Genomic DNA, 13,628 nt, shown 5'->3' with positions numbered 1-13,628 from the left:
CCTTCAAAATGACGAACAATTCGCTTTGCCTCGACCAGCAACCCCGCCTATCGTTCCACCCCAAACCGGAGCCATCTATGACATTTCAGGCTGAATGGCTGCGCGGAACGCTCTTGGGACTGGCCCTGGTGATGGCCGAGCCGGCTCTGGCGGACAACAATCCCGACGACGGCGCAGTGACGGATTTCTTGCTCGACAACGGCATGGAGGTCGTCGTCATCCCCGACCACCGCGCCCCGATCGTCACCCATATGGTCTGGTACAAGATCGGCAGCGCCGACGAGCCGCCGGGCAAATCCGGCATTGCCCATTTCTTCGAGCATTTGATGTTCAAGGCGACCAGCAACCATGCGGCCGGCGAGCTCGATCGCGCCGTCGCCGCCATCGGCGGCTCGGACAACGCCTTCACCTCCTACGACTACACCGCTTTTCATGAGACAGTGGTGCCGCAGGCGCTCGGTGAGATGATGGGCTTCGAGGCCGACCGCATGCGCAATCTCATCCTCAACGACGATGTCATCAAGACCGAGCGCGACGTCATCCTCGAGGAGCGCCGCTCGCGCATCGACTCCAATCCGCAGGCGGTGCTCGACGAGGAGATCGACGCCACGCTGTGGCAGAACCAGCCCTACCGCATCCCGGTCATCGGCTGGATGCAGGAGATGGAGAAGCTGAACCGCACCGACGCGATGGCCTTCTACAACAAATATTATACGCCCAATAACGCCGTGCTGGTGGTGGCCGGCGATGTCGAGCCGGAAACGGTCAAGGCGCTGGCCGAAAAGACCTATGGCAAGATCGCGCGCGGCCCGGATCTTCCGCCGCGGATTCGCCCGATCGAGCCCGAGCAGAACACCAGGCGCACGGTGACGCTGACCGACGGGCGCGTCAGCGTGCCGAGCTTTACGACGCAGTGGGTGGTTCCGTCCTATCACACGGCAAAGCCCGGCGAAGCCGAAGCGCTCGACGTGCTGTCCGAAATCCTCGGCGGCGGCAACCGCAGCCGGCTCTACCAGGAGCTTGTCGTCAGGCAAGGGATAGCCGCCGCGGCTGGCGCCTTCTTCCAGGGCACGATGCTCGACGATAGCAATTTCACCGTCTATGGCGCGCCGCGCGGCGATGCCAAGCTTGCAGACGTCGAGGCCGCGGTCGACGCCGAGATCGCCCGCATCGCGAAAGACGGCGTCACCAGCGATGAGCTGGAAAAATCCAAGGACCGTTTCGTCCGCTCGATGATCTTTGCCCGCGACAAGCAGGAGGACATGGCCAACATCTACGGCTCGACGCTCGCCACCGGCGGCAACGTCCAGGACGTCCAGCAATGGCCCGACCGCATCCGCAAGGTCACCGCCGACCAGGTCAAGGCGGTCGCTGCCCGCTATCTCAATCTCGACCACGCAACGACCGGCTATCTTCTGCCGCAAACCCAGGCTGGGAATTGATTTGATGATGAACCAGCACGGTCCCGCTCTGCCTTCTCCCCCGGGCTCCTCCCCTTCTCCCCTCGTGGGAGAAGGTGGCCGAGCAAAGCTCGGTCGGATGAGGGGTGTTCCAGCTTGGCACCAACGGCACTCCGTCCAACACCCCTCAACCGTCTCGGCGCTTCGCGCCGATCCACCTTCTCCCACAAGGGGAGAAGGGAAGCACGCGCGCTCCGGCCCTCTTCTAGCGACCCTCATCCTCTCCCTCGTCTTCCTCATCCTGCCGGCGCTTTCGGCTCGTGCTGCCATGAACATCCAGGAGGTGACCTCGTCGAAGGGCATCACCGCCTGGCTGGTGGAGGATTATTCGGTGCCGATCGTCGCCATCCGCTTCGTCTTCGATGGCGGCGCGACGCAGGATCCGCCCGGTAAGGAAGGGCTTGCCAACCTGATGAGCGGTCTGTTCGACGAAGGTGCCGGCAACCTCGACAGCGAGGCCTTCCAGGTCAAGCTTGACGATGTCGGCGCCGAGATGAGCTTCGATGCGCAGCGCGACGGAATCTACGGCTCGATGCGCATGCTGGCCGAGCAGCGCGACGGCGCCTTCGACCTGCTGCGCGTGGCGGTCAACCAGCCGCGCTTCGACCAGGTGCCGATCGACCGCATCCGCGCGCAAATCCTGTCCGGCATCATCGCCAACGAGCGCGATCCCGATACGCTCGCCCAGCGCAAATGGCTCGACGCGATCTACGGCAGGCATCCCTATGCGCGGCCGGACCAGGGCACCAGGCAAAGCATCGCGACGATCACGCCGTCCGATCTCAGCGCCTTCCACAAGGCAAATTTCGCCCGCGACGGTCTGCATGTCGCGGTGGTCGGCGCTATCGACGCCGAGACGCTGAAGCAGAAGCTCGACCTGGTATTCGGCAGCCTGCCGGAAAAGCAGGCGCTTACGCCCGTTCCCGACATCGACCTGAAACTTGGCCAGCAGCTCGAGGTCGTCTATGACCAGCCGCAGGCCTCGCTGCAACTCGCCTATCCCGGCGTGAAGCGGAACGCGCCGGATTTCTTCGCCGCGGTGCTGATGAACGAGATCCTCGGTGGCGGCACTTTCACCTCGCGGCTGTTCGACGAGGTGCGCGAGAAGCGCGGCCTGGCCTATAGCGTCAGCTCCGACCTCGTCGACCACCAGCATTCCGAGGCGCTTTCCATCACCACCTCGACCCGCGCGGACAGGGCGGCCGAGACGCTGGCCGTGGTGCGCGACGTGGTCAAGCGCATGGCCGAGGAGGGGCCGACCGAAGCCGAGCTGGCGGCGACCAAGAAATACATGATCGGCGCCTATGCCATCAACAATCTGAATTCCTCCGGCGCGATCGCCTCAACGCTGGTCGAGATCCAGCTCGGCAAGCTCGGCATCGACTACATGCAGCGCCGCGCCGCGCTGATAAACGCGGTGACGCTGGACCAGGTCAAGGCAGCGGCGAAAAAGCTGCTCTCCGCCGAGCCGGCCGTCATGGTGGTCGGGCCGAAGCTCGGCGCGGCCAACAAGGGATGAGCCCTAGCTTCGGCATCGCCTTTGGCGGCGGCGGCGCGCGTGGGCTGGCGCATATCCACGTCATCGAGGTGCTGGACGAACTGGGCATAAGGCCGGCGGCAATCGCTGGCTCGTCGATCGGCGCCATCATGGGCGCCGGCATGGCCTCGGGCATGACCGGCAAGGACATTCACGACTATACGCGCTCGATCCTCGGCCGCCGCGCCGAAGTGGCGACGCGCATGTGGCGGGCGCGGCCCGGCACCTTTGCCGAAGCGTTGCAGGGCGGCTTGCGGGTCAGCCAGTTCAATGTCGAGCGCATCCTCAAGGCGTTCCTGCCCGATGCCATCCCCGAGACCTTCGCCGAACTCAAAATACCGCTGAAGGTGACGGCAACGGACTTTTATGGCCACAAGCTCGCGGTGCTCGACGAAGGCGAGCTGCATTCGGCGCTGGCCGCTTCGGCGGCGATCCCGGCGGTGTTCCGCCCGGTGATGCGCGACGGCAGGCTGCTGATCGACGGCGGCATCTACAATCCCGTGCCGTTCGATCTGATCGAGCTCGACGCCGACATCGTCATCGCCGTCGACGTGGTCGGCGCGCCGACCGAGGCCGGGCGCAAATTCCCGACCTCCGTCGACCTGATGTTCGGCGCCACGCAGCTGATGATGCAGTCGATCATCGCCAGTAAGCTGAACCAGAGCCGGCCCGACATCCTGATCCGGCCGGCGGTGTCGAAATACCGCGTGCTCGATTTCATGAAGGTCGAGGCGCTGATGGCCGAGACGGTGGCGATCAAGGACGAGCTGAAGCGCGAGATCGAAAGGGCGGTCGAGGCGCGGGCCAAGGCCGAAGCCAGCAAGCGCACCAACCGTCTCGGCGGATGACAGCCGTCAGGCGCCCGGCGTCAACGCCCGCTGGACCATGAGCGTATCCTTCGTAAGTGGTGCGGATCAGCTCGAGATTGGCGCCAATCTCAGCCCCACTTCATCTCGCCGGTGGCGACCTTGGAGCCGATGTCGAGCGCAACCCCCATGCCGAGGCCGGGGAAGCGGGCTTCCATGGCGCTCTTCAGCGCGGCAGCGTCCTTGGCCTTGGCCAGTTCTTCCTCGAAGGCGATGAGATAGGTTTTTGTGTGCTCGACGCCCGAAAGGTCGGTCGCCGCCCCAGGCGTCATGTGCCCAGGCACGACGATCGCCGGCTTGCGCGCCGCGATCTTTTCGAGGTTGGCCAGCCAGGCGGCGCGCAGTTCCCTGGTCGGGGTGTCGGCGGTCCAGACATGCACGCCGGCAAAGATCATCACCCCGCCGAACACCGCGTTCAGCGACGGCACGAACAGATAGCGCCGGTTGCCGAGGCCTTCCGCGGCGACGATCTCGATGCTCTCGCCGTCGACGCTGAGCGTCTTGCCGTCGAACGCTTCCGGGATGACGACGTCGGCCAGCGCCTGCGGGCCATTTTCCTTCAGCTGCGGCCCCCAGACGGCGAGCTTCTTTTCGACATTGCCGTTGATGGCGGCCACCGTCTCGGCTGCGGCGATCACCCGTGCCTGCGGGAACGTCTGCTTGATCCGCTTGAGGCCGAAATAATAGTCGGGGTCGGACTGGCTGACATAGATGGTGGTGAGCGTCTTGCCGGTCGCCTTGATCGCCTCGGCCACGGCCCGGCCGTCGGGGTAGGTGAAACCGGAATCGATCAGCACGGCTTCGGTGGCGCCGGAGACCAGCACCGGGGCGCGGAAGAAGCCGTTTTCGCCGGCGGGAAAATGCTTCCAGGAAAGCCCGCTGGCCGCATGGCCAAGCCCGGCGGGAGCAAAGACCGCGGCAGCGCCGGCGGCGAGGGTGGTTTTCATGATGCTTCTCCGTGTGAACATGGATGTCTCCTGGGAATGCGGAATTCGGCGGCCTCGATGCCCGCAAGATGGCAAAAACGGAATGCATATTGAAGGCCGACAAAATAGACGTAATGTATGCTTTCGCCTGACAATGGGGCTGCATCTGCCATGAGCCACGCATGAACCTGAACCGGCTGGCCTATTTCGCGGCGGTGGTCGACGCCGGCTCGTTCACGCGGGCCGCCGAGCGGCTGGGCATCACCAAGGCGGTCGTCAGCCAACAGGTGGCGCGGCTGGAGCTCGATGTCGGAACGACGCTGCTGATCCGCACGACGCGCCGCGTCCATCCGACCGAGGCCGGCCGGACATTCCATGCCCGCTGCCTGCAGGTTCTGCAGCAGGCCGAGGATGCCTTCGACGAGCTCGCGCAGGCCGCCGCCGAGCCGACCGGCACGCTGCGCATCGCGGCGTCCAACGACTACGGCACGTCGGCGGTGGTGCCGGTGGTCGCCGCCTTCAGCGCGCGCTATCCCGCCTGCCGGGTGGAGCTGACGCTGGGCGACGAGACGATCGACCTGGTTTCCGGCCACATCGACGTGGCCATCCGCGTCGGCTGGCTGGCCGATTCCAGCCTGCAGGCGCGGCGCATCGGCACCTTCCAACAATTCATGGTGTGCGGCGCCGGGTTTGAAGGCCGGTTCACGGCCGGGGAACCGCAAGACCTTGCCGGGCTGCCCTTCATCGCCAACATGGCGCTGCGCGAACCGCTGCTATGGCAATTTTCGCGCGGCGACAACGAGCAGCAGGTCGTGCGCATGCAGGCAACGATCGCCATTGACGCGACGCCGGCAGTGCTGGCGGCCGTCCGCGCCGGCGCCGGCCTGTCGGTGCTGCCGGACTTTTTGGTGCGGGACGAGCTGGCCGCAGGGCGGCTGGTGCAGGTCCTGCCCGAATGGCGGCTGACCTCCGGCGGCATCTACACAGTCTACCCCGCCGCCCGCTTCCGCCCGCCCAAGGTGACGAGGTTTGTCGAGATGCTGATTGCGGCCGAGCAGAAGCTGGAGGCAGGCGGGCGGGGGCGCTGATGGGCGAAGCAGCGATCTCCCCCCCAACGGCAGGGCTATCGCATAGGGGGCCCCCCTCATCCGGCCGCTTCGCGGCCACCTTCTCCCCGCTGGGAAGAAGAGGCTGGCGTCAACGCCGGCGACCTCCTCTCCCCTCGGGGAGAGGTCGGATTGCCCCGCATTTACCTTCGCAATTAGGGTGGGAAACCGGGTGAGGGGGGCCTTGGCCCTATGCGATTGCTACAGTTGAAACGAAGGCCGGCGTTCTTTCGCGCCCCCCTCTGCCCTGCCGGGCATCTCCCCCTCAAGGGGACCCTCAGGGGGGAGATTGGCTGTCATCGGCGCTTTCGCCAGCATTGCAGGATGAGCGCCAAGGCGGAAGCCGCGATCTCCCCCCACGTGGGGAGATGGCCGGCAGGCCAGAGGGGGGCGCTGTCCCGCCGACCTATCAGTCGATGGCATTAGCGTACCCGCGCAAGTTCCAGCTCATCACACGTTGAAACGAAGGCCGGCGTTCTTTCGCGCCCCCCTCTGCCCTGCCGGGCATCTCCCCCACGAGGGGGGAGATTGGCTCATCACGCCTTCCCCGCCGCATACTCCAGCGCCACCACGCCGTTGCTGAATTGCCTGGCAAACACCAGCTCGAGCGGCAATTGCGCGCCGGGCGGGAACAGCAGCTTGCCCTGGCCGACAGCACCGGGGTAGCTGAGCAGCCGGATGCGGTCGACAAGGCCGTGGCGCAGCAGTTCCTGCGCGACGCTGAGGCTGCCATGCACATAGATGTTGCCGCCGCTGCCTTGCTTCAGCCCTCTGACCGCGTCCGGCAACGCGCCAGTCAGCAGCTCGGCCGGCTGCCAGTCCAGCGCCGTCAAACTGGTCGACGCGACATATTTCGGCAGCGCATTGAACCGGTCGGCGAAATCTCCGGTCTCCTTGGGCCACGAGCCGGCAAAGATCTGATAAGTCGTGCGCCCCAAAAGCATGGCGCCGCTGTCGGCAAGCTCGTCGTCCTTGAATTTTTGCATTTCATCGTTCCAGGCCACGCTCGGCAGCTTTTCAACCTCGGCAATGCCATCGACGCTGATGAATTCGGTGATGATGAGTTTTCTCATGGCGGGTTCCCTTCTGTTGGCGCGGCCGTGCGGGCCTTATGCGAACTGCGCCGTCAACTAGCGCCGCGCGTTGTCAGGGGGAGGGGCTTTCCCCATTCGCTTCCAAAGACCGACACCGTGGGAAAAGCGTCTCCGACCTGCCCGTCGTTCGGTCATGCCACAAGGTCCGCGTCGGGCCCCTATCGGGTCTGGTTAGTAGTTACGGGCTGCCTACAGCTTGGCAATACCGGCTTTCAGCAGTCCTTCGCGGACGTGCTGCACGTCAGACTCCTGGGCAAAGTGCAGGGTGGCGATAAATGGATCGAGGTCGAATTGGGGATCGAGCGTTCTGATCTTGCCCAGATGCGCCGCAGCCGCGATTTCGTCACCGAGCCAGCCGTAGCAGGCAGCGGCGAAAGCGTGCTGAACCGAGTCCATGGTTGACAGATGCATGAAAGCTTCGATCGCCTCGCCATACTGGCGCGCGGCGAAATGCGCCTTTCCCAGATGGCTCCAGAATCTCTCCGGGTGGTGCGGGTTCAACTGCATTGCCTTGCGGATCCATTCGATTCCCTCTTCCGGCCTCCCCAGCCATGTCAATAACTCGCCTTGCTGCACCACCACGAGGTCGTAATTGGGATTGAGGGCCAGCGCCCGCTCTTGATGGTAGCGCGCTGTGGTCAGCTCATTGTTGTTCACGTTCACTGCCGCGAGGATGCGGTGGACATCGGCATCGTTGTTGTCCAGCGCCAGCGCCCTGTCCAGCGCTGCCATAACGTTGTTCCAGACGGCATCCCTGTCTTCGCACCAGTTATGGACCCAGGCCTGGCCAAGAATGCAGGCCCGCCAGGCATGGGCATGGGCATAATCGGGGTCGAGGGTGACGGCCCTTTCTATCAAGGTTTGCGCGCGTTCATTATCCGCAATCGTGCTTCGGTGATGCAGCACCTTGGCAGCAAGCACACATTCATACGCGGCCATGTTTGCAGGTTTCGCGCGCGCGAGCTGGTCCCGCTGAGCCGCCTCGACACGACCGGGCAGCGTGGCTGCGATCGCCGCGGTCACCTCATCCTGAATCGCGAATATGTCGACCAGCTTCCGGTCATATTTGTCTGCCCAAATATGTGCGTCATTCGCCGTGTCGATGAGCTGAACCGTCACGCGCACCCTGTCGCCGATCTTGCGGACGCTTCCCTCCACCAGGTACTGGACGTCGAGTTTTTCGGCCACCTCGCGCACATTCACGGCGCGGTTCTTGTAGACGAAGGCGGAATTGCGCGAGATGACGAACAACTCATGGTGGCGGGACAGTTCGGTGATGATGTCCTCGGTCAGTCCGTCCGCGAAAAATTCCTGCTCGGGGTCGCCGCTCATGTTGCTGAATGGCAGCACCACTATCGAAGGTTTCGAGATGGATCGCTTTGCCTCGACTTGTGGCAGGACAGGACTGTCAAACCCAACGCGATAGAGGCGAACCGGGCGGCTGATGTTCTTTAACGTCTTCTCGCCCAGGTCCTCCATGGCGATTTCGAGACGGTCGGCAATTTGGGTCGCCACCGCTGCGGTCACGCAGATACCGCCGACGTCGGCGAGTTGCTCGATGCGCGAGGCAATATTGACGCCGTCGCCGAAAATGTCGTCATCGTCGAAAATGATGTCGCCGAGATTTATGCCGATCCTGAATTCGATGCGCCGTTCTTGCGGTACATCCGAATTGCGCCGTTTCATGCGCTGTTGGATTTCCACGGCGCATTTCACGGCATCAGTCACGCTCTGGAACTCAACGAGCATGCCGTCTCCGGTGGTCTTGATGATCCGGCCCTTGTTCTTGGCGATGGCGGGATCGACCAGCTCTATGCGATGGGTGCGAAGGCGTGCGAGCGTGCCGGATTCATCGGCCTCCATTAGCCGACTGTAGCCCGCCATATCGGAAGCCAGAATTGCGGCTAGTCTCTGTTCCATCGCTGAACCAAAAACCAAGCCTACGCTTCCTGGGCTGCCAAATCCAGCAATTTGGGCTTGTGGCTGAATCAAGAAGTTAGACGGTGATAATCAACGTCGGAACGTTTCTGGTCGGGCTCGGTGGAGGCGCTTTCATCGCAGGGTAGTGTTTACTCGGTGACGCTGACGGTGCCTTTATCATCCCCCAAGATCTGCGTTCGGATAATTCTCGCCACTTCGTAATTTCCCTGACCTTCAAAGTCGTCTGCGAGTTTGGGCAAAAACCATTCTAGGCCATTATCCTTTAAGACATTGACCCAGATCAAAACCGCCGCCTCACTCTGGTCAGCCCCTAGTGCCGGCACCCTAAAGCTCTGCGCGTCCTGAGCGTTGGTTGACGGTCCTTCAAGCCTATATTGGGGAGCCGGTCCCGCTATCCGAAGCCGTGAAGTCGTTAGTGCCTCCTTGCGCATCATTCTCTCAAGCTTGATGTTCTCCCGGATCTCAGCGGCTTCGGACGGGTTGTAGTTAAACTCGATACTCTCACCCTTGTCGTCACGGTGGTATTTCAGCCCGAACGGAGTTTTCTGCTCAATTGAAATCTTCGCCAGCCTCTCACCTGTCTTCATTACTGGCGATGGGTGCTTGTAGGCGTCGGAGAGGATAGGAGGTGTTTTTGAGGATTTGAGATAATCTTTTAGTCTTTTGGAAAACGAATGCAGATTTTCAGCCGCTGCGAGTACGGCAGAGACTGTCTCGGCTCCGCTTCCCACCGTGGTGATTACATCCTGCAGAATAAGCAGGGTTGATCCGGTTATGACGTTCGAAAGAACGAGATGGCTACCGGTGACCCGATGATAGTCGCCACCCAGATCTTCAAGGAGTTTCCCCAGTTCCCCGACTGGCAATGGTTTTTCGTTCTGGAATGAAATCTGAAGGGTATCATCTGCCATTGGGTTCCTCAGCGCTTGATATCAACCAGCCCAAACGGCGTGGTGTAGGTCGTCTATTCGTTCTCGACATCGTCCTCGACGGCGTCATGAAGTGGATTGGCCTCCTTCACGATCTCAATCAGCTCCTCTCGCGGCACCAGGTGCTTAAAGTCTGGCGGCTCCGGCGCGTGGGCAGGCACGGCTACCCCGTCCTTCTTCAAGGCTGAGCCGAGGCTTGAACCAATGCCAGACATCCCAGCGAGCACCAAATAGATGGTGAGGTCACCGAGAGCCTTTAGGGTGGCCGGAAACCAGACACCCACCAGCAGCATTACAGAGGTCGCGAATAGGAGAGCGTCGAAGACAAAGGCGGAATGCCACAGCGCCGCTTTGCGATTGTAGCTGACTGTCCCCCTGAAGACGAGATAGATGACCGACAAAGCCAGCATCCAGCGTCCGACATCTAGCGGAGAGGTTGGCGGATCAATCATCCTTGGCCACCACCCTAAACAGGAAAGCTAACACGGCGGTCATCAAACCTAGGGTCACCAACGCAAATTGCGCATAGATCGACAGATCCCTGAACGATCCTGCTATAGCAAGAGCGTAGACTGCCAGCAGCGCCACGGCCGTCGACGTGACCATAGTGAGGCTCATAATCCACCTAGTGAATTTTCGGCCCGCCAGCGTCTTCGGAGGAAGCTTCAGTTCAGTCGAATATTTTACCAGCCTGTCAATCGCATCAACGTTTTCCAATTCATCGTGTTCTGGCATCAACGCCAAATCTGCCGGGTCTGGGGGTCTCTTGTTTTTAGCCAGTTCTACGAAGTGCTTCACCGTGGCGACAAACTCACCGAACTGCGGATTAAGCTTCTCCAGGCGTTCGGATGAATAAGTTGAGACCGCCCTGTCCACGGACGTATTGAGATAGGCCACCAGCCCTTGAACAGAGTCGAATTGGGATCTTTCACAGCTTTGTACTGCTTCATAGACAGCGCTTAATGCGTTCGAATGCCGGTTATTAGCTAATGCGTTGAGCGCGTGCCGGGCGTAGTTGCCCGCATGCCTCTGCTGAAACAACGGGACATAGCTCAATTCCCGACGGGCATTGCCGGCAATCACAAGAAGCCGGTCTGCTTTGACCCACTCCCTGTCCAAATGCTCTATTGCACGCCCTAGACGGTCGCGCAGTTCTTTCCCATCTTCTGCCACTTAGACCCCGCAACAAATGCTGAAAAAATATGCATATTGTCTATCTGTACGAAGTAAGCAGAGCAAGTCGCGACGACCTTTTGAGTAGCTTATCCCGCTGTGTTATTTGATGGTTGCGCAAAGGAGGGGCCGATGAGCAAGAAACTCAATTGGGAGAAGGTGGACGCCCCCACGCGGCGGGCGAGGCGCGGACCGAGCTCTAACGAGACGAAGTTCAGCACCCCGGACAACAAGACGGGAGGCGCTCTGCATTGATGAGGTGCTGGGCGGCGCGCGGCTTCAACCTGTTGAAGCTTGGCATTGAAAAGGGAGGTGTCCCGCCGAGGAATTGGAGGCCCAGAACTCCATCCAACTACACCTATGTGCGGAACGGCTCCCAGTTCGAGGCCCGGAGGATGATCGCGTGCTCCTTGAGCTTGAGGGCCAAGGAAAGACACATACTCAGATCGCCAAGATAATGGGCCGGAAGTCGAACTCAATACGCGGTAGACTGATGACCTTGGCACGTCAGGATGAGCGGCGAGAGTACCAAGGTGAGGTTGCATAGCCGACCACATACTGATGGTCGCTAGGCCACAAGTCTCAACGTCGCATCGAGTGCAATTTTAGAAACTAGCCTAAGCCACTTTGAGGGAGGCCTTCTATAAAGCGCTTCGCTGGGCTTCAAGCGCAACGCCTTGGCACGACCATAGGCAGCAGCTTCGTAAACCAAACGTGCGAGCACCCACGCCATTCTGATGCGAAACGATGCTATCGGCTCGAACGGACCTGCAACGTCCGGGAACTGCTCATGGTCCAGCAGTAGCTTTTCGACTGGGTACATGTCGGCAAGACGGCCTTTTTCAAAGAAGTCCTTAACGTCGTTGATGTCCCAGCTGTGTGAGAGCTTGTTGCGCACTGAGCGGACGTGATCCAGATTCGTCATGAGATCGGCAGACAACACGTCAAACGCGTATGCGAGCTGAATGCGCTTAGCGAAATCGGATAGCGGACCATAGCCGCTAAGCATAGCGGCCTTGCCGCCAGGGATTCCATCGGGGAGTGCAGCTTTGAAGGCGCCTTTCAGGACGTCGTCCGCGAAAGCGCAGACGATGACAGGCACGTAGCGGGCATCTTCGGATGCAACTTTCTCAATGACGGTGCTCAGATCGCCAAGGTCAAGCTCCTCCAAATCGAGTTGCTGGACAAACTTGTCGATTGCGCTCTTCTCGAACGCTCGGGTGTAGTTGCGGTAGATCTGGAGCCCTGATTTTTCGCCGTCATCAAGCTTCATGGCGAGGATGTCTGGGTCGACCCATTCTTCTGGCATTGCTTCCTCACGGCACAAAACGTGATCCTACAGGAAGGCCTGTTTATTCGCACCCGCGCTTCGCGCCCCCACAGCCACTCGCCCAAAGTAGGTGCAGCAGTGGCGAACCTGGGAGCGTCGAGTTCTTCCGGCCAAGATTCTGCGCTTGGAGCCGAGGTCTATGACTGAGACGGCAGGTAGTTGCCGATGATACCGTCAGCCCGTGGGCGGCGCTCCAGCTTGCCAGCCCGCTCCAAATACCTGCATTCACCGTTGACGAGCTGCTGGGTGCGCTCACCGTAGATCGCTTCCGCGATTTCACAGTCTGATAAACCGGCGCGGCGCCCGGCGATGAATTCGATCGTGTTTGCGAGGGATGTCATTGAAGCCTCCAAAGTTGTGAGGCTCCTATAAGATACACGCTTTAACCGGCGTCAATGTTAGGTTTTCAAGAATCTTTAGGTTGGCGACGAGGCTGAAAAGCCCTTACGCGCCAGTACCAAAATTCATTGATTTTCGTAGAGGCCGATTCATCCGACGTTTTTAAAGTATTGGATGGTGGGCGATGCAGGATTGAACCTGCAACCCCCCCCGTGTGAAGGGTGCGCTCTCTCGTCAGTGTTAGATCACATGTGTCGAATGTGCCAGTCAGTGTAAAATACGATTTTCACACTAACGAACATGCTCAAGGAATTTTTAGCTTCAGGTTCTGGGAAGATAGTGGAACGGCGCGTCTGACATCATTATACCAGAAGCAGCCAGTCCGCTTCCGGCCAGATTGAGACGTCCACAAAGCGTCGCAGAGCGTCGGCAGTGGCGCAAGGGGGATTGACGAACAACCGCGTCGCCCGGTCGCTACCCACTTGCGATCCCCCATTCGTCACCTAATCTTCCCCTGAGAAAACCTTTACCAACTCGCCCCGCACCCGCTGACCTCACCACTCAGCATCCCGCAGCCCCAAATGGGAAGACCGATATCCAAATCACGCCCGCCAAGCAGCCCGTCACCCTTCGCGAGGTGGCGGCCATGGTGTCAGCGTCGCCACGGCGTCTAAAACGCTGAACGGGCAGGGGCGGATGACGGCCGAGACGCGGACCCGTATTCGCGAGACGGCGCAGCGGCTCGGCTTTCGCCCGAACAGCCTGGCGCAGAGCCTGTTGCGGCGGCTCCTTTACCGTCGGGCCCGCTGACCAACGACCTATCGCCGCGCCTTCGGCGCGCATTGTGACGGTCACCGCCCTCGTGAAGCAACTCTGATCCCAAATATCATCGTGCGATGCCAAGCCGTTGCGGAGGGGGATGCGGGT

The 13,628-nt window shown here is 61.0% G+C and carries 12 protein-coding genes and 1 pseudogene; 5 read left to right on the top strand and 8 right to left on the bottom strand.

Annotated elements, in window-relative coordinates; translation table 11 throughout:
- Positions 1–77 precede the first annotated feature (77 nt).
- The 3 genes from NKH63_RS09935 (at position 78) to NKH63_RS09925 (ending at position 3,845) form a co-directional block, all read left to right on the top strand.
- Positions 78–1,442 (top strand): M16 family metallopeptidase, encoded by a 1,365-nt coding sequence (locus tag NKH63_RS09935; RefSeq protein ID WP_352481722.1) that lies wholly within the window; start codon positions 78–80, stop codon positions 1,440–1,442.
- A gap of 286 nt (positions 1,443–1,728) precedes the next feature.
- Positions 1,729–2,979 (top strand): M16 family metallopeptidase, encoded by a 1,251-nt coding sequence (locus NKH63_RS09930; RefSeq protein ID WP_352481721.1) that lies wholly within the window; start codon positions 1,729–1,731, stop codon positions 2,977–2,979.
- The gene (locus tag NKH63_RS09925; protein ID WP_352481720.1) at positions 2,976–3,845 is read left to right on the top strand and encodes a patatin-like phospholipase family protein; all 870 of its coding nucleotides are present in this window, start codon (positions 2,976–2,978) and stop codon (positions 3,843–3,845) included. The genes NKH63_RS09930 and NKH63_RS09925 overlap by 4 nt, the downstream gene beginning before the upstream one ends.
- A gap of 89 nt (positions 3,846–3,934) precedes the next feature.
- Here NKH63_RS09925 and NKH63_RS09920 read toward each other — a convergent pair whose 3' ends face one another.
- Positions 3,935–4,831 (bottom strand): MBL fold metallo-hydrolase, encoded by an 897-nt coding sequence (locus NKH63_RS09920; protein ID WP_031193462.1) that lies wholly within the window; start codon positions 4,829–4,831, stop codon positions 3,935–3,937.
- A 140-nt stretch (positions 4,832–4,971) separates the two neighbouring features.
- Here NKH63_RS09920 and NKH63_RS09915 point away from each other — a divergent pair, with 140 nt between their 5' ends.
- On the top strand, positions 4,972–5,877 hold the full coding sequence (locus NKH63_RS09915) for a LysR family transcriptional regulator (protein ID WP_352481719.1): 906 nt from the start codon (positions 4,972–4,974) through the stop codon (positions 5,875–5,877).
- A 554-nt stretch (positions 5,878–6,431) separates the two neighbouring features.
- Here the strand turns inward: NKH63_RS09915 and NKH63_RS09910 are convergent.
- The 7 genes from NKH63_RS09910 to NKH63_RS09880 form a co-directional block, all read right to left on the bottom strand.
- Complete coding sequence (locus NKH63_RS09910; protein WP_352481306.1) at positions 6,432–6,968, bottom strand: dihydrofolate reductase family protein; 537 nt, start codon at positions 6,966–6,968, stop codon at positions 6,432–6,434.
- A gap of 210 nt (positions 6,969–7,178) precedes the next feature.
- The gene (locus NKH63_RS09905) at positions 7,179–8,909 is read right to left on the bottom strand and encodes an adenylate/guanylate cyclase domain-containing protein (protein ID WP_352481319.1); all 1,731 of its coding nucleotides are present in this window, start codon (positions 8,907–8,909) and stop codon (positions 7,179–7,181) included.
- 149 nt (positions 8,910–9,058) lie between these two features.
- Positions 9,059–9,841 carry a hypothetical protein gene (locus NKH63_RS09900; protein WP_352917834.1) on the bottom strand — a complete coding sequence of 261 codons (783 nt, stop codon included), beginning with the start codon at positions 9,839–9,841 and terminating at the stop codon, positions 9,059–9,061.
- A 53-nt stretch (positions 9,842–9,894) separates the two neighbouring features.
- Positions 9,895–10,311, bottom strand: a complete 417-nt coding sequence (locus tag NKH63_RS09895) for a hypothetical protein (RefSeq protein WP_352481304.1) — start codon at positions 10,309–10,311, stop codon at positions 9,895–9,897.
- Positions 10,304–11,032: a hypothetical protein gene (locus NKH63_RS09890; protein ID WP_352481303.1), complete on the bottom strand. Its 729-nt coding sequence runs from the start codon at positions 11,030–11,032 to the stop codon at positions 10,304–10,306. The genes NKH63_RS09895 and NKH63_RS09890 overlap by 8 nt, the downstream gene beginning before the upstream one ends.
- 568 nt (positions 11,033–11,600) lie before the next feature.
- A complete protein-coding gene (locus tag NKH63_RS09885; RefSeq protein WP_352481302.1) occupies positions 11,601–12,341 on the bottom strand; it encodes a hypothetical protein in 741 nt (246 codons plus the stop codon).
- A 158-nt stretch (positions 12,342–12,499) separates the two neighbouring features.
- Complete coding sequence (locus NKH63_RS09880; protein WP_352481301.1) at positions 12,500–12,703, bottom strand: hypothetical protein; 204 nt, start codon at positions 12,701–12,703, stop codon at positions 12,500–12,502.
- A 593-nt stretch (positions 12,704–13,296) separates the two neighbouring features.
- On the opposite strand from NKH63_RS09880, the pseudogene NKH63_RS09875 reads away from it, so the two are divergent.
- Positions 13,297–13,503: pseudogene (locus NKH63_RS09875) on the top strand (LacI family DNA-binding transcriptional regulator); the annotation flags it as partial.
- Positions 13,504–13,628: the final 125 nt, after the last annotated feature.

The sequence above is a fragment of the Mesorhizobium sp. M0960 genome, from assembly GCF_040319055.1.
Classification (GTDB): domain Bacteria; phylum Pseudomonadota; class Alphaproteobacteria; order Rhizobiales; family Rhizobiaceae; genus Mesorhizobium.
This window is presented reverse-complemented; position numbering and strand designations above follow the sequence as displayed.

Excerpts from the sequence above, each read along its gene's own strand:
- NKH63_RS09935 (WP_352481722.1), top strand. The coding sequence starts at position 78 with ATGACATTTCAGGCTGAATGGCTGCGCGGAACGCTCTTGGGACTGGCC.
- NKH63_RS09930 (WP_352481721.1), top strand. The coding sequence starts at position 1,729 with ATGAACATCCAGGAGGTGACCTCGTCGAAGGGCATCACCGCCTGGCTG.
- NKH63_RS09925 (WP_352481720.1), top strand. The coding sequence starts at position 2,976 with ATGAGCCCTAGCTTCGGCATCGCCTTTGGCGGCGGCGGCGCGCGTGGG.
- NKH63_RS09920 (WP_031193462.1), bottom strand. The coding sequence starts at position 4,831 with ATGTTCACACGGAGAAGCATCATGAAAACCACCCTCGCCGCCGGCGCT.
- NKH63_RS09915 (WP_352481719.1), top strand. The coding sequence starts at position 4,972 with ATGAACCTGAACCGGCTGGCCTATTTCGCGGCGGTGGTCGACGCCGGC.
- NKH63_RS09910 (WP_352481306.1), bottom strand. The coding sequence starts at position 6,968 with ATGAGAAAACTCATCATCACCGAATTCATCAGCGTCGATGGCATTGCC.
- NKH63_RS09905 (WP_352481319.1), bottom strand. The coding sequence starts at position 8,909 with ATGGAACAGAGACTAGCCGCAATTCTGGCTTCCGATATGGCGGGCTAC.
- NKH63_RS09900 (WP_352917834.1), bottom strand. The coding sequence starts at position 9,841 with ATGGCAGATGATACCCTTCAGATTTCATTCCAGAACGAAAAACCATTG.
- NKH63_RS09895 (WP_352481304.1), bottom strand. The coding sequence starts at position 10,311 with ATGATTGATCCGCCAACCTCTCCGCTAGATGTCGGACGCTGGATGCTG.
- NKH63_RS09885 (WP_352481302.1), bottom strand. The coding sequence starts at position 12,341 with ATGCCAGAAGAATGGGTCGACCCAGACATCCTCGCCATGAAGCTTGAT.
- NKH63_RS09880 (WP_352481301.1), bottom strand. The coding sequence starts at position 12,703 with ATGACATCCCTCGCAAACACGATCGAATTCATCGCCGGGCGCCGCGCC.